Source organism: Phyllobacterium phragmitis, from assembly GCF_002980495.1.
Lineage (GTDB): Bacteria > Pseudomonadota > Alphaproteobacteria > Rhizobiales > Rhizobiaceae > Paramesorhizobium > Paramesorhizobium phragmitis.
In genome coordinates this window covers 47,421-61,585 of sequence record NZ_PVBR01000005.1, presented here as the reverse complement: position 1 = coordinate 61,585, position 14,165 = coordinate 47,421, and the positions used below count along the sequence as shown (strand labels likewise).

Here is a 14,165-nt window from a genome sequence, read left to right as displayed (position 1 = left end):
TCAGTCCCTCAGGGTCCGGCCCGTTTCGGTGGAGAACAGATGCGCCTGCGACAGGTCGAGGCTCATCGTGACTTTTTCTCCCGTCGCCAATGCCTTTGGATTGAGCATCCGCGACACCCAATCCCGCTTGTTGAACTCGACGAAAACCAATGTCTCGTTGCCGAGCGGCTCCGTGATCGAAACCGGCAGGTCGAGCTGATGTATATCGGTCGCGGCGGCCGAGGAAAGGCCGTGCCCGGCCGGATAGATATCGTCTGGCCTGAGACCGAAGACGACCTTCTGGCCCGCCGTCACGCGCTGGCGAAACTGAACCGGCAATGGCAGGCTGTCGCCTGAATTGAAAACCAGCTTGCCGTCATCGACCGTCGCTTCCTCAAGATTCATCGGCGGCGAGCCGATGAAGCCCGCGACAAAGCGCGTCGCTGGAAAGCGGAACACCTCATCCGGCGTGCCGATCTGCTCGATATGGCCGTCGCGCATGATGACGATGCGGTCCGAAAGCGTCATCGCCTCGACCTGGTCATGCGTCACATAGATGATCGTCGATTTGACCTTGGCGTGCAGCTTCTTGATCTCGGTGCGCATCTGGGTGCGAAGCTTGGCGTCGAGATTGGACAGCGGCTCGTCGAAAAGGAACACTTCCGGCTGGCGCACGATGGCCCGCCCCATCGCGACGCGCTGGCGCTGGCCGCCGGAAAGCTGCGACGGGCGGCGCTCCAACAGCGGCTTCATGTCGAGAATACCCGCCGCTTCCGCGACGCGCTCGTCGATTTCCGCTTGCGGGCGCTTGGCGATCTTCAGCGAAAAGCCCATATTCTCGCGCACCGTCATATGCGGATAGAGCGCGTAGGATTGGAACACCATGGAAATATTGCGCGCCCGCGGCGGCAGGTCATTGACCGTTTTGCCGCCGATTTCCAGCAAGCCGCCGCTGATATCCTCGAGGCCCGCGATCATGCGCAGCGTGGTCGATTTTCCGCAGCCGGACGGACCGACCAGCGCCACGAATTCCCCGTCGGCCACATCGAGGTCGATGCCATGCACGACTTCGACATTGCCGTAGCGTTTGACGATTTTCCTAAGCGATACAGGAGCCATGCAATTATCCTTTTACCGCGCCGAAGGTGAGGCCGGAGACCAGATGCTTCTGGACGATGAAGGTGAGGATCAGCGCCGGCACGATCATGACGACGGCAAGCGCGCACATGCCGCGCCAGTCGATGGTGAACTCGGCGGTGTAATCGAGAAGCCCGACGGGCAGCGTTTTGGAATTGACCGAGCGGGTAAGCTGCGAGGCAAGCGCATATTCGTTCCAGGACGTCAGGAAGGCGAAGATGCCCGCCGACGCGATGCCGGGACCGGCCAGCGGAAACTCCACCTGCCAGAAGGCCTGCCAGCGGGTGCAGCCGTCGATCTGCGCCGCTTCGGCGAGATCGCGTGGCACCTGCCGGAAGAAGCCGTCGATCAGCCAGATGGTGAAAGGCACGTTAAGGGCGACATAGGTCAGGATCAGCCCGAAATGCGTGTCGATGATGCCGATCCTGGCATAGATCATGAACAACGGCAGCGACAGGGCGATGCCCGGCACCGCACGCGTCAGCATGAAGCCGAGGAAGATCGCCGACTTCGCCTTGAAGCGGTAGCGTGCAAAGGCGTAGCCGCCGGCCATGCCGATGGCGAGCGCGATCAGCGTCGAGGTGATCGAAATGATCAGCGAATTGCGGAAATAATCCCATACAGGCACGCCGCCCTGCCCGGCGCCGCCGAACATGGCGCGATAGGCATCGAGCGACAATTGCGTCGGAATCCACACCGGCGGTTTCGCCATGATCTCGACGGTCGGGCGCAGCGAATTGAGGATGACCCAGACGCCCGGCAGGCAGATCACCAGCATCGCCAGGAAGAGGCCGATGAGATGGATGATGTTCAGGATCCGGCGTTTGACGCGATAGGAGCTGTTGCTGCCTTCCATCTTACCACTCCGCTCCGATTTGCTGGCGCGCGGCGGCCAGTTTTCTGAAGAAATAAACGGTGAAAAGGATGGATAGCAGGATCGAGACATAGGCCATGGCATTGGCCAGCCCCATCCTCGCATCGCTATAGGCCGTCCGGCCAATCAGGGTCCACAACAGCTCCGTTCGCCCCGCCGGACCGCCGTCGGTCATGATCTTGACGATGTCATAGGCGCGCGCCACATCGAGGGAGCGGATGGTCATGGCGATGAAGGCAAATGGCATCACGAACGGCCAGGTGACATAGCGGAATGTCTGCCACGGCGTACACCCATCGACGCGCGCCGCCTCGACCGGCTCCTGCGGCATGGCGAGAAGCCCGGCCAGGATCAGGATGGCGAAGACGGAGGTGGAAGACCAGACCTCGGCGACGATGATGGAAAACAGCGCCAGATTGCCGTTGATCAGCCACGGTATGGCCTGATCGGTGAGCCCCAGCGATTGCAGCGCATTGTTGACGAGGCCGATATTGTCGTTGAACAGGAATTTGAACTGGAAGCCGACGAGGACGGGCGAGAACATCATCGGGAACATCATCAAGGTGCGCAAGAGCCGCTGGCCGTGCGTCGCCTTGTTGACCAGCATCGCCAGTCCGAGCCCAAGTAGCATTTCGGCATTGAGCGCGATGGTGAGAAGCAGGATGGTGCGCCCGAATGCCACCCAGAAATCCCAATTGCTCAGCACTCTGGTGTAATTGCGGGTGCCGATGAACGTCCACAGACTATCGGGGCGGGTCAGCCGGAACGGCGTGAAGCTCGAATAGAAGGAAAACAGCAGCGGCACCACGATGACCGCGACAAGCACGATGATAGCCGGGAGCAGGAGAAGGACTGGGGCAGGGAGTCTGGATTTCATTTCGTATCTCGTACCCGCTGAATGTCATGCGGCATGAAATTGCTTTTCATTATCGAGCCGGTGCTTGTCGATCTCACCCCCCTCTGTCCTGCCGGACATCTCCCCCACAAGGGGGGAGATTACGCTGGCATGAGCGCCACTGCCAATCACGGGCGTTGCAAGGTCGCGCCGTCATTGTTGCAGGCCAATCTCCCCCCTTGTGGGGGAGATGTCCGGCAGGACAGAGGGGGGGGCCTCGCGGTTCCATCAAAACAGGAGCTGCTCCTAGAGCTTCCCCGCATCCTCAAGAATCGCAGTCGCCTTCTTCGCAGCCGCATCAAGCGCCTCTTTCGAGGTCTTGTCGCCAAGGATTGCCGCCTGCAGTTCCGGATAAACCGCGTTGGAAATCTCGATCCATTCCGCCAGCGGCGGCACGGGGAAAGCGTATTTCGACGCTTCCTGGAAGGTTTTCAGCACTTCCGTGCGATACGGATCGTCCTTCGCCTGTTCGATATTATACGCCCAGACGGCAGTACGAGTGGGCAGCGGACCGGCAGCGGATTCGAGCTTCTGGCTGTCCTCGTTGGTGAGCCACCAGACGAGCGAAGCCGCCGCTTCCTTGTTCGCGCAGGCTTCCGTTACCGAGAAACCATGGAAGCCGGACCAGCCCGTCCGCTTGCCCGAAGAGCCCTTCGGCTGCACCTTGACGCCGACATTGCCGGCGATCTTCGACGATTTCGGATCGTTGAAGAAGCTCGCCCAACCCGGCCAGTCGAGGTTGAGCGCGATCGAACCGGAGGCGAAACCCTGGCCCAGATCGTCCCAGAGATAGTTGGTGGTGCCCACCGGAACGGCCTTTGCCTTGTAGAGATTGACGAACCAGTCGAGCGCCCGCACGCCGGCCGCCGAATTGAACGCAGGCTTGCCGTCGGCATCGATATATTCACCGCCATCCGCCACCAGCATCTCGTAGAAGCGGCCATTGATCGCCTCTTCCTTGCCGGCGAATTGCGTGCCGTAGAATGTCGGCGGATTGCTGAAGAATTCCGCCTGCCGAGCTACCTCGTCCCACGTATCGGGCGGAACCAGATCCTCGCCATATTTCGCCTTGTAGGCCTTCTTCTTCGCCTCGTCCTGATAAAGGCTCTTCTGGAAATAGAGCGCCGAGACGTCGAACTGCGCGCGCGGCAGCATGATGAGCTTGCCATCGAGCGTCGCCGCCTTGATGACCGACGGCACGAAAGCGTCGATTTCCTCTTTCGGGATAAAGGGCGTCAGGTCGGTATAGATGCCAGGATATTGCGGGGCGAAGGACGAGTGGTTCGATCCCACGCACCAGTTCAGGCTATTGGCCGCGATGTCGGACTTGATTTCCTTGTCGAGCTCGAAATGGTTCTTCTTGGAGAGAATGTTGACCTTGGCGCCGGTCAGCTTTTCCCATTCCCCGATGCGCTGATAAAGCGCCTCATATTGCTGCCCGCCAATGAGCTTGGCGTCGATCGTCTGTCCCTCGAATTGACCGGGCAGTTCCGCAGCCGACGCACCGGCGCTGGCCAGTGCGACAACAATGGCTGCTGCCGAGGCGGCAGTAAGCAATCTCTTCATGACTTCCTCCCTTTGGGCGACCGCTCCGCCGATCCCCATGAGCACTCTCACATATGGGCGCTTCATTCATATGCAAACATTTAATTTACCAGCCGTCAAGCGACGAATTTGCTTTTCGCCCAAACCGTTCTTCGTATATGACAGGGTAAATTCACAGGGGAGGAATCATGTCCGACGACGAGGACAGCGATCGATACCGTGCGCCAGCGCTCGACAAGGGACTGGATATTCTGGAACTCCTTGCCGGCATCGACGGTGGGCTGACACAGGCCGAAATCGCCAAGGAGCTCGGCCGCAGCCCGAATGAATTCTACCGTATGCTCGATCGGCTGGTACGCCGCGGCTATGTCACGCGCCTCGACGGCGACCGTTTCTCGCTGACATTGAAGCTGTTCGGCCTGGCGCAGCTCCATACACCGGTGCGCCGCCTTGCCTCCTACGCCACGCCGATCATGCGCGAACTCGCCATGAAGACCCGGCAGGCCAATCAGCTCGCAGTGTTCGACCGCGGCGCCGCCGTGGTGATCGCCCAGCAGGAGGCTCCCGGTTATTGGGGCATCTCGATCCGCGTCGGCTCCCATATCGGCCTTTTCAATACCGGCTCCGGTCATGTGCTTCTCGCCTTCCGCTCACCGGAGGAACGCGCCATGATGATCACGGAATATGAGCGCCGGGCGGACGACACGGTCCAGCCGCCTGATTTCGATGCCCGCCTGGATACGATCCGTGAACGCGGCTACGAAATCATGGCCAGCGCACAGACGGCAGGGGTCTATAATCTTTCAGCCCCCATCCTCGCGCCCGACGGGCGGGCGCTGGCCGCGCTCACCTGCCCCTATATCACCCTCGTCAACGCGCCGAATGCGCCCGATATCGGACAGACCACGGAGCTGCTGGTGAAGGCGGCAAAGGCGCTTTCAGAGCTTGCAGGAGCGGGGGGTAGGGTAAACCGTGATGCATAGATTTGTTCGTTCAGCCGTTCACCCTCGTCCTTCGAGGCTCGCTTCGCTCGCACCTCAGGATGAGGGTGAAGAGACGCCGCGCTTCAGTAGCCCTCATCCTGAGGTGCGTAGTGAAGCGAAGCGGAACGCAGCCTCGAAGGACGAGGGCGCTTGGCCCTGATTTCTAGGGAGAGAGCATGTTCATAGACACCCATCTGCATATCATCGACCGGCAGGCGCTGCGCTATCCCTGGCTCGCCGGCGTTCCCCCTCTCGATCGGGATTTCCTCTACCGCCAATATGCGCAGGAAGCCCAGCGGGTCGGCATTAAAGCCGCCCTTCACATGGAGGTCGATGTCGCCCCTGAGGCAATCGGTGCCGAGACCGACTATATCCGCGGACTTTCGGCCGAACCTGGCAATCTAATCGTCGGCGCGATCTCCTCCTGCCGTCCGGAAGAGGCCGATTTCCCGGCTTTTCTCGAGCGCTGCAAGGCCGATCCCTTCGTCAAGGGCTTTCGTCGCGTGCTGCACGTCATGCCCGACGAACTTTCCGAGCAGGCGCTGTTCCGCGAAAATGTAAAGCTGCTCGACGGCAGCGGCCTCACCTTCGATCTCTGCGTCCTGCCGCACCAGATCCCGCGCGCCGCGGCTCTGGCCGACCTGGCCGCGGGGACGCAATTCGTGCTCGATCATTGCGGCGTCCCTGCCATCGCCGCCGGAGACCCGCACCCGTGGCGGGAAAATATCGCCGAAATCGCCAGCCGTCCCAATGTCGTTGCCAAAATCTCCGGCGTCGTCGCCTATGCCGATGCAGAAACCTGGAAAATCGAAACGCTCGCGCCCTATGTCGAGCATGTCATCGACTGTTTCGGCTGGGATCGCGTCGTTTGGGGCAGCGATTGGCCGGTCTGCACGCTGGGCGGCGGGCTTTCCACATGGGTCGCCGCCACCCATGCGCTCTTTGCCGGTGCAAGCGAAGACGAGCGGCGCAAGCTCTATTCGGAAAATGCGCGGAAGCTTTGGAAGCTCAGCCTGCCCGCCTGATCTATCCCGCCAGATGCCGGAAGGTCGCAATGACCTTTTCATAGAGGCCGCGCTTGAAGGGCACGATCAGCGAGGGCAGTTCCGCCATCGGCTTCCAGGCCCATTCGTCGAACTCTGCCGTGTGCCCTTGCGGCGGCGGATTGATGGCGATCTCGCTTGTCTCGCCCTCGAAGCGATAAGCGAACCATTTCTGTTTCTGACCGCGATATTTTCCCTTCAGCGCCACGCCGACCAGATGCGGCGGCAGATCGTAATGGATCCAGTCCGGCGCCTCGGCGAGAAGGGAAACCGTGTGGATGCCGGTCTCTTCGTAAAGCTCGCGCCGCGCCGCCACCTCGGCATCTTCGCCCTTGTCGATGCCGCCCTGCGGCATCTGCCAGAGCTGTAGCGCCCCATCCATCTCGTCGCCGGGGATGACGATGCGCCGCCCGGCCCAGACAAGGCCGTCACGGTTCAATACCATGATGCCGACACACGGCCGATAAGGCAGCGTCTCGGGATCCATGAGATCCTTGTTCTTTGCCATTGGAATCTCCGCCACAAAATCAGAAGCCTGTGCTAGTCCCTTTCGGGATCGCGGACAAGCGCGGAAACCGGCACGATCTCGATCCCGCGCGCCTTGGCCTCGTTCGCCCATGCCGCCACCGCCTCGACGGTCACGCCAAAGGCCGAGCCGGTTCCAATGGCGGCTCCCTTGGCGCGGGCGATGCGTTCCAGCTCGTCCAGTTTCTTCAGGATGGCGCCGCGCTCCTGCACCGTATCGATCGACAGATCGGCGGCTGCAAACGGCGTTGCCTGCTTCGATGCCACCGTCTCCGCCCGGCTGCGCGCCGAACCCCCATCGTCGAGATAAAGCAGTCCGCGCCGGCTGATCTCCTCCATCACCGGGGCCAGGGCTTCCGCATCCGCGGTGAACCGAGCGCCCATATAGTTCATGACGCCGGTGTAATTGGTGATGCGCGACAATGTCCAAAGCAGATCCGCGATATTCTTCTGCGCGCCGCCATCGATTGTCAGCGTGTGGCGGCCGGGATCGACTCGCGGATAGTCGAAAGGCTCGAGCGGAACCTGCATCAGGATCTCATGTCCGCGCCGGCGTGCGGCCTGCATCCAGCGCTGGAGGCTGTTTCCCTGCGGCGCGAAGGCAAGCGTCACCTCATCGGGAAGCTGGCGGATGGCATTCTGCGTGCCGGTCTGCGAGAGACCGAGCCCGCCGACGACGATGGCGATGCGTGCACCGCGGGCGCCCGACCATCCGCTTGCATAGACATCGAGAGGACGGCGGCCGTCGGGGCCGCGTATCGGCAGTGGCCCAAGCGACGAAGCCTCGACCAGTTCCGGATCAGGGAGATGCGCCACGCGCAAATTCTGTCCCGACTTCGACGGATCGCTGACGATGATATGGGACGGCGCCGCCATATCCGGCGTCACCTTGATGATTGCCGGACCGGACCGGGAGCCCTTGCCGCCAGTGGCGCTACCACCGGCAAGGGACCCTTTCGCCTCTGCCGCGGTGATTTCAGCGTCCGCAGCCGGTTGGATGGTCGAGGATTTGCGGAAATACCCGCTATTGCTGCTGGCAAAAAAGCTGGCGCTGAGGAGGATCACCGCCACGGCGCCGACAGAACCCAACCAGCGAAAAGCGCGGGACCGATCGGTCCCGCGCTTGTCCTGCTTCTTGTTTTGCCCCAGCGGGCTGTGGATGTCCGACATGCCCTTCAGCCAACCGCCCCCTGAGGCTGAATGGAAGCATGGCAATTAAGCCACGCTTCCGATGCTCATTTGTCCAAACCGACGGCGATCAGTTCGGCACGCCCTTGTTCGGATTGGGCGGGAAGGCCGCATTGGCCATTTCGCCGCGCAGAAGCTTGTAAGCTTCGTTGAGCTGGACGTCGTCCTTGGGATCTGGCGGCACATAGGCCGGCGAACCCGAGCCCTTGTCGTCTTCCTGAACGCCCTTGATGTGGCCTTTCAGCGCCGATTCGCCGCGCGTCACGTCCTGCCCCTTGAACTCATCCGGCAATGGCTGTTCGACGACGATATCCGGCGTGATGCCCTTGCCCTGGATCGACTTGCCCGACGGCGTGTAATAGAGCGCCGTGGTCAGCCGCAGCGATCCGTTCTCGCCGAGCGGGATGATCGTCTGGACCGAACCCTTGCCGAAGGACTGGGTTCCCAGAACCGTGGCGCGGCGGTGATCCTGCAAGGCGCCTGCGACGATTTCCGACGCGCTGGCCGAGCCGCCATTGACCAGAACGATCAGCGGCTTGCCATTGGTCAGATCGCCCGGACGGGCATCGAAGCGGGTAACATCCTGCGGATCACGGCCTCTTGTCGAGACGACCTCGCCCTTGTCGAGGAAGGCGTCGGAAACCGCCACCGCCTGATCGAGGAGCCCCCCCGGATTGAGGCGCATATCGAGCACAAAGCCCTTCAGCTTGTCCGCCGGAATCTTCGACTGGATGTCCTTGATCGCCTTCTGCAGATCGTCATAGGTCTTCTCGGTGAACGAAATCACCCTGATATAACCGATATCGTTTTCCACGCGGTAGCGCACGGCGCGCACCTTGACGATATCCCGCACGATCTTCAGCTTGATCGGCTTGTCCGCGCCCTGACGCACCAGCGTCAGCTCGATCGGTGTATTCACCGGACCGCGCATCTTGTCGACGGCATCGGTGAGGCTCATGCCGCGCACTTCGGTTCCGTCGATCTGGGTGATCAGGTCACCAGCCAGGACCCCGGCCTTGGAGGCCGGCGTATCGTCGATCGGCGCGATGACCTTGACCAGATCGTTTTCCATGGTCACTTCGATGCCGAGACCGCCGAACTCGCCCTTCGTCTGCACGCGCATGTCCTGCGCGGCCTCGGGGTTCAGATAGGACGAATGCGGATCGAGCGAAGTCAACATGCCGTTGATCGCGTTTTCGATCAGCTTCTTGTCCTCCGGCGGCGTGACATATTGGGCACGGACACGTTCGAAGATATCGCCGAAGATTGCGAGTTGCTTATAGGTGTCGCTGCCCGCCGCGTTGGCCGAAGAAGCCGGGGCTCCCTGCACCACAACCATCGCCGACGCTCCCAGAAGGGCGCCAGCGAAAAGAAGCGATAGTTTACGTATCATTTTGGGTCCTTCCAGAAAGCCGCACCGTCCACCACGGGGCCGGATCGACAGGTTTTCCATCTTTTCTAAACTCTATGTAGAGCATAGGCGCGCCATTTCCCACATCCATAGAAGCGGCATTTGCCAAAAGCTTTTCTCCCATGGTGCCTACCGGTTCGCCTGCCAACACGAACTGCCCCTGCGTCACATCGATTCTTTTCATCCCCGCGAGTACGACATGATACCCACTGCCCGCGTCCAGGATCAAGAGTTGTCCGTAAGAACGGAATGCACCAGCATAAAGTACAACGCCATCGGAAGGTGACGTAATCGTGGCATTGGCCGCAGTCTCGAGCATTTCTCCCATGCTGCTGCCTGTAATTTCGTCCTTATCGCCGAATTTTCTGCTGATCCTGCCCGCCGCCGGCAGCACCAGACGCCCGCGCAACGATGCGAAATCGGCCTGCGCCATCAGGCGGTTGGCATCAGGCTGGCGCTGCTCGGCCCGCTCCTGCCCTTCGGCCAGCCGCTCCTTTTCAGCCAGTCGCGCCGCCTCCGCTGCCTCACGCACCGCGTCCATCTGACTATCGAGCGATGCGATCAGGTCCTTCAGGCTCGTCGCCTTTTTTGCCAATTCTTCCGCATGCTTGCGCTCGGCGGCAAGCTCACCCTCCGACTGCACGTGAAGTTTCTTCTTTTCCTCCAGAAGCAGCGAAAGCCTGCGCTGTTCCTCGATCTGTGCGTTGCGCGTATCGGAAAGCCGTGCCTGCTCCTGGGTAATCGAGGCGGTGATGCGGCTCATCTCCTTCAGATCGCCCATCAGTTCCTGGGTCTGCTGGCGCATCTCCGGCACCACGGCTCCCAGAAGTACGGCGCTGCGAACCGATGCGAGCGCGTCATCTGGCCGCACCAGAATGGCGGGCGGGGGATTGAGTCCCATGCGCTGCAAGGCGGCAAGCACTTCGGCCAGAACCCCGCGCCGCTCCTTCAGCGAAAGTTTTATCCCATCCTCCTGCTCGCGCAGCGACACCAGCTTTTCGCCGATATCCTCTATATCCTGCGCCAGCTTCTTCTCGGTCTTGGCGGATTGGATCAGCGCGGCGGTGATGGTCACCTGGTCCTTCTTCAGCGCACCGATTTCACTGTCGAGCTTGGCGAGCTTTTCCTGCGAGAGCGAAAGCTCCCCGGTGACCCGCTCCAGTTCGCCGTCGGTTTCGGCGCGCCGCGTCTGCAGCGGCGCATCCTGTGCCAGCCCCGGGGCTGGAAGACCGATGCTCAGCCATGCCGCGCACAAGAATACCATACCGGTCACGCTCTTTCGCAAGGCGCGATTCCCGGAAGCGGTCTTCAATCGGTTCGGCGAACGGCAATTCATCTGTCATCATCGCCGCCCTGTATGGACGGCCCGGTCATGGTTTGTGGATTACATTATGCCCGGTTTCGTTAAGGAAGCATCAACCATAGTGCTCGGACAGCGACAATTTGCGAGCATGGAGGTCCGCATCACTCGACAAGCGCCGTGCGGATATTCCATCCCCCGAGATACGCCGGTCATTCTTGCGTTCGAATTTCACTCTTGCACAAGGAACCCGGTTGAAATGCGGGCACTCAAGCGCGATGATAGGGATGACCGGAGAGGATCGTCGCGGCGCGATAAAGCTGCTCGGCGACCAGGATGCGGGCGATCTGGTGCGGCCATGTCATGGCGCCGAGCGCCAGAACCAAATCGGCGCGGGCGCGCAGGCGCGGATCATGTCCGTCCGGTCCGCCGATCGCCAAAATGAGCTGCCGTTGTCCATCGTCGCGCAGCCGGCCTATCCGGCCCGCAAAATCTTCCGAACCCAGCATCTTGCCGCGCTCGTCGAGCAGGATCAGCCCGGCGCCGGCATCCAGCGCCTCGAACAGTCTCGCCGCTTCCTCCTGCTTGCGCTGGTCCGCGGTGGCGGCGCGACTTTCGACGACCTCCCCCACCCCGGAAAATTCCAGGCCGAGCGAAGACCCCGCCTTGGCGAAACGGTCGAAATAGCGGCCGGCCAATTCCCGTTCGGGACCGGCTTTCATCCGGCCCACGGCAAAAATACTGATACGCATGGCCTTCCCAACCTGATCCGGGCCAACCTGATCCGGAGCCGGCGCGAACGCCGGCGGCGTATCAGTGAACGGTTTCCGCCTCAAACTCACCGTCGAGATCGGGCGCGAGCCACATCTTTTCGATGTTGTAGAACTCGCGCACTTCCGGACGGAAGAGATGGATGATGATGTCGCCGGTATCGATCAGAACCCAGTCGCCATTCGTCAGCCCCTCGACCTTGGCATTGCCGTATCCGGCTTCCTTGAGGGTACGTAAGAGATGATCGGCGACGGCCGCAACATGACGATGCGAACGGCCCGATGCGATTACCATGTAATCGCCGAGCGCCGATTTTCCACGAATGTCGATGGGGATGATGGATTCCGCCTTGGAGTCTTCGAGACTGGCGAGGACCATTTCGAGGGCGTGGGATACGGACGCAAGCCCGCTGACCCCAGCCGTTGAAGGCGCAAACGCGTCCTTCTTCTGAATTGCTGTTCTCAGTGTCTTTCCTTTCCAATAAGAACAACGCCGCACGGCAAATACAAGCACCGCACCTGCTTAAGATAGGCAGAGTCCCATGGCGGTTTCAAGACCTATCGCGGATCAACATTACTTTCTGCTTATCTGATTTTGCCGTTGCGGATCGCAGTGGAGGAGAGCGACGAACGCGGGCCGTGGATGAATGTCCAGGCGGGAGCGCGGGAGCGTGCCAAAAGTGGCGCATCGGCCTCATCGACGCGGGCATAATAGAAGGTCTTCGTCAGGCGCGACGAGAGATAGGCAAGCGTCGAGCCCGGCCGGTCGACGACGGCGATCGGAAACGTCATGGCGATCTGGCGCCAGCGCTGCCAGCGGTGGAAACCCGCCAGGCTGTCGGCGCCCATGATCCAGACGAAATGAACGCCCGGATTGCGCGCCTTGATCAGTGTCAGCGTATCGGCGGTGTAGCGCACATGGTAAGCCGCCTCGAACGCCGTCACCTTGATGCGCGGGTCCTTGGCTGTTTTCTCGCTTTGCGCCAGGCGCTCTGCCAGCGGCGCAAGTTCGCTTGCATCCTTCAGCGGATTGCCTGGGGTCACCATCCACCAGATCTGATCGAGATCGAGCTGGCGCAGCGAGATTTCCGCCACCAGCGCATGGCCGGCATGCGGCGGATTGAACGATCCGCCGAACAGGCCGACCGCCATGCCTTTCTCGACATGCGGCATCCGCAGATAGGCCTGGTCTATGCCGGGATACTGCCGATGCAGCGGTAATCTCTGCGTCACGGTCGCGTCTGGCCGTTGCCGCGCACGCGGTATTTGAACGAGGTGAGCTGCTCGACGCCGACCGGCCCGCGCGCATGCATCTTGCCGGTGGCGATGCCGATCTCCGCGCCCATGCCGAACTCACCGCCATCGGCGAACTGGGTCGAGGCATTGTGCAGGAGGATAGCGGAATCGATCTCGTTGAAGAAGCGTTCCACCATCTTCGCATCCTCCGCGATGATCGCCTCCGTATGATGCGAGGAGTACCGGTCGATATGCCCGATCGCGCCGCTGATGCCGTCGACCAGCGCTATCGCGATGATCGCATCGAGATATTCGGTCGACCAGTCTTCCTCGCTGGCCGGCTTCGCATCGGGGAACAGGGCCCGGACCTCCGCGCTGCCACGGATCTCGCAGCCGGCATCCCGCAAATCTCCAAGGATCGGCACCAGATGCGTCGAAGCGACGGCACGATCGACCAGCAGCGTCTCCGCCGCGCCGCAGATCCCTGTGCGCCGCATCTTGGCATTCACGGCGATGCGCCGTGCCATGGCGAGATCGGCAGAACGGTCAATGTAAAGATGGCAGAGGCCTTCGAGATGCGCGAAGACAGGCACGCGCGCTTCCGCCTGGACACGCGCCACCAGGCTCTTTCCGCCGCGCGGGATGATCACATCGAGATTGCCGCCGAGCCCCTTCAGCATTTCACCGACCGCGGCCCGATCCGTCACCGGTACGATCTGGATTGCATCTTCCGGCAGCCCCGCTGCTTTCAAACCCTCAATCAACGCCGCATGGATGACAGCCGTCGATTGCGCCGAATCCGACCCGCCGCGCAGGATCACCGCATTGCCGGATTTCAGGCACAGCGCCCCGGCATCGGCGGTTACGTTCGGACGGCTTTCATAGATGACGCCGACAATGCCGAGCGGCGTGCGCACGCGCTCGATATGCAATCCGTTCGGACGGTCCCATTCGGCGATGATTTCGCCGACCGGATCCTTCAGTTCCGCGATCGCCCGCACACCATCGGCCATGGCGCGGATCCGGCCATGATCGAGCTTCAGCCTGTCCAGCAATGACGCCGCCAACCCCGCTTCCTCGGCATTGGTGATGTCGATTGCATTGGCGGCAAGGATTTCGTCCTTTCGCCGGATCAGCGCTTCCGCCATGCCGACGAGGGCGGCATGCTTGCGCTCGGCCGACGCGACGGCGAGTGGTCCGGATGCGGCCCGCGCTTTCGCGCCGATCTTGGCCATCAGGCTTGCGATATCCGTTCCGACTTCTGCCTTCGTCAGCATCA

At 61.5% G+C, this 14,165-nt stretch carries 14 protein-coding genes; 2 read left to right on the top strand and 12 right to left on the bottom strand.

Features of this window, described 5'->3' with window-relative positions; genetic code table 11:
* The 4 genes from C5748_RS08160 to C5748_RS08140 all read right to left on the bottom strand — a co-directional run bounded on the left by C5748_RS08160 (position 1) and on the right by C5748_RS08140 (position 4,451).
* Entirely contained in the window at positions 1-1,098 is a 1,098-nt protein-coding gene (locus C5748_RS08160) for an ABC transporter ATP-binding protein (RefSeq protein ID WP_105741451.1), read from the bottom strand.
* Positions 1,099-1,102: 4 nt separating this feature from the next.
* The gene (locus C5748_RS08155) at positions 1,103-1,972 is read right to left on the bottom strand and encodes a carbohydrate ABC transporter permease (protein WP_105741450.1); all 870 of its coding nucleotides are present in this window, start codon (positions 1,970-1,972) and stop codon (positions 1,103-1,105) included.
* Between the two features lies 1 nt (position 1,973).
* The gene (locus tag C5748_RS08150) at positions 1,974-2,867 is read right to left on the bottom strand and encodes a carbohydrate ABC transporter permease (protein WP_105741449.1); all 894 of its coding nucleotides are present in this window, start codon (positions 2,865-2,867) and stop codon (positions 1,974-1,976) included.
* A gap of 264 nt (positions 2,868-3,131) precedes the next feature.
* Positions 3,132-4,451 (bottom strand): ABC transporter substrate-binding protein, encoded by a 1,320-nt coding sequence (locus C5748_RS08140; RefSeq protein WP_105741681.1) that lies wholly within the window; start codon positions 4,449-4,451, stop codon positions 3,132-3,134.
* Positions 4,452-4,618: 167 nt separating this feature from the next.
* On the opposite strand from C5748_RS08140, the gene C5748_RS08135 reads away from it, so the two are divergent.
* Positions 4,619-5,413: an IclR family transcriptional regulator gene (locus C5748_RS08135; RefSeq protein ID WP_105741448.1), complete on the top strand. Its 795-nt coding sequence runs from the start codon at positions 4,619-4,621 to the stop codon at positions 5,411-5,413.
* Between the two features lie 176 nt (positions 5,414-5,589).
* Positions 5,590-6,438 (top strand): amidohydrolase family protein, encoded by an 849-nt coding sequence (locus C5748_RS08130; protein ID WP_105741447.1) that lies wholly within the window; start codon positions 5,590-5,592, stop codon positions 6,436-6,438.
* A gap of 1 nt (position 6,439) precedes the next feature.
* Here C5748_RS08130 and C5748_RS08125 read toward each other — a convergent pair whose 3' ends face one another.
* The 8 genes from C5748_RS08125 to C5748_RS08090 form a co-directional block, all read right to left on the bottom strand.
* A complete protein-coding gene (locus C5748_RS08125; protein ID WP_105741446.1) occupies positions 6,440-6,964 on the bottom strand; it encodes an RNA pyrophosphohydrolase in 525 nt (174 codons plus the stop codon).
* A gap of 32 nt (positions 6,965-6,996) precedes the next feature.
* Complete coding sequence (locus C5748_RS08120; RefSeq protein ID WP_105741445.1) at positions 6,997-8,151, bottom strand: divergent polysaccharide deacetylase family protein; 1,155 nt, start codon at positions 8,149-8,151, stop codon at positions 6,997-6,999.
* Positions 8,152-8,239: 88 nt separating this feature from the next.
* Positions 8,240-9,562 carry a S41 family peptidase gene (locus C5748_RS08115; protein WP_105741444.1) on the bottom strand — a complete coding sequence of 441 codons (1,323 nt, stop codon included), beginning with the start codon at positions 9,560-9,562 and terminating at the stop codon, positions 8,240-8,242.
* On the bottom strand, positions 9,552-10,844 hold the full coding sequence (locus tag C5748_RS08110; protein ID WP_105741680.1) for a murein hydrolase activator EnvC family protein: 1,293 nt from the start codon (positions 10,842-10,844) through the stop codon (positions 9,552-9,554). Before C5748_RS08110 ends, C5748_RS08115 begins: the two co-directional genes overlap by 11 nt.
* Positions 10,845-11,149: 305 nt before the next feature.
* Positions 11,150-11,632, bottom strand: coding sequence for a 23S rRNA (pseudouridine(1915)-N(3))-methyltransferase RlmH (rlmH, locus tag C5748_RS08105; protein WP_105741443.1), 483 nt, complete (start codon positions 11,630-11,632; stop codon positions 11,150-11,152).
* A gap of 61 nt (positions 11,633-11,693) precedes the next feature.
* Entirely contained in the window at positions 11,694-12,164 is a 471-nt protein-coding gene (gene rsfS, locus C5748_RS08100; protein ID WP_199194736.1) for a ribosome silencing factor, read from the bottom strand.
* 71 nt (positions 12,165-12,235) lie between these two features.
* Positions 12,236-12,823 carry a nicotinate-nucleotide adenylyltransferase gene (locus C5748_RS08095; RefSeq protein ID WP_105741679.1) on the bottom strand — a complete coding sequence of 196 codons (588 nt, stop codon included), beginning with the start codon at positions 12,821-12,823 and terminating at the stop codon, positions 12,236-12,238.
* A gap of 56 nt (positions 12,824-12,879) precedes the next feature.
* A complete protein-coding gene (locus tag C5748_RS08090; protein WP_105741678.1) occupies positions 12,880-14,163 on the bottom strand; it encodes a glutamate-5-semialdehyde dehydrogenase in 1,284 nt (427 codons plus the stop codon).
* Between the last annotated feature and the right edge of the window lie 2 nt (positions 14,164-14,165).

What these genes read in the sequence shown, in the direction of transcription:
- C5748_RS08150 (WP_105741449.1), bottom strand. Translation starts at nt 2,867, where the DNA reads ATGAAATCCAGACTCCCTGCCCCAGTCCTTCTCCTGCTCCCGGCTATC.
- C5748_RS08125 (WP_105741446.1), bottom strand. Translation starts at nt 6,964, where the DNA reads ATGGCAAAGAACAAGGATCTCATGGATCCCGAGACGCTGCCTTATCGG.
- C5748_RS08090 (WP_105741678.1), bottom strand. Translation starts at nt 14,163, where the DNA reads ATGCTGACGAAGGCAGAAGTCGGAACGGATATCGCAAGCCTGATGGCC.
- rlmH (WP_105741443.1), bottom strand. Translation starts at nt 11,632, where the DNA reads ATGCGTATCAGTATTTTTGCCGTGGGCCGGATGAAAGCCGGTCCCGAA.
- C5748_RS08130 (WP_105741447.1), top strand. Translation starts at nt 5,590, where the DNA reads ATGTTCATAGACACCCATCTGCATATCATCGACCGGCAGGCGCTGCGC.
- C5748_RS08135 (WP_105741448.1), top strand. Translation starts at nt 4,619, where the DNA reads ATGTCCGACGACGAGGACAGCGATCGATACCGTGCGCCAGCGCTCGAC.
- C5748_RS08155 (WP_105741450.1), bottom strand. Translation starts at nt 1,972, where the DNA reads ATGGAAGGCAGCAACAGCTCCTATCGCGTCAAACGCCGGATCCTGAAC.
- C5748_RS08095 (WP_105741679.1), bottom strand. Translation starts at nt 12,823, where the DNA reads ATGCCGCATGTCGAGAAAGGCATGGCGGTCGGCCTGTTCGGCGGATCG.
- C5748_RS08160 (WP_105741451.1), bottom strand. Translation starts at nt 1,098, where the DNA reads ATGGCTCCTGTATCGCTTAGGAAAATCGTCAAACGCTACGGCAATGTC.
- C5748_RS08140 (WP_105741681.1), bottom strand. Translation starts at nt 4,451, where the DNA reads ATGAAGAGATTGCTTACTGCCGCCTCGGCAGCAGCCATTGTTGTCGCA.
- C5748_RS08110 (WP_105741680.1), bottom strand. Translation starts at nt 10,844, where the DNA reads ATGGTATTCTTGTGCGCGGCATGGCTGAGCATCGGTCTTCCAGCCCCG.
- C5748_RS08120 (WP_105741445.1), bottom strand. Translation starts at nt 8,151, where the DNA reads ATGTCGGACATCCACAGCCCGCTGGGGCAAAACAAGAAGCAGGACAAG.
- C5748_RS08115 (WP_105741444.1), bottom strand. Translation starts at nt 9,562, where the DNA reads ATGATACGTAAACTATCGCTTCTTTTCGCTGGCGCCCTTCTGGGAGCG.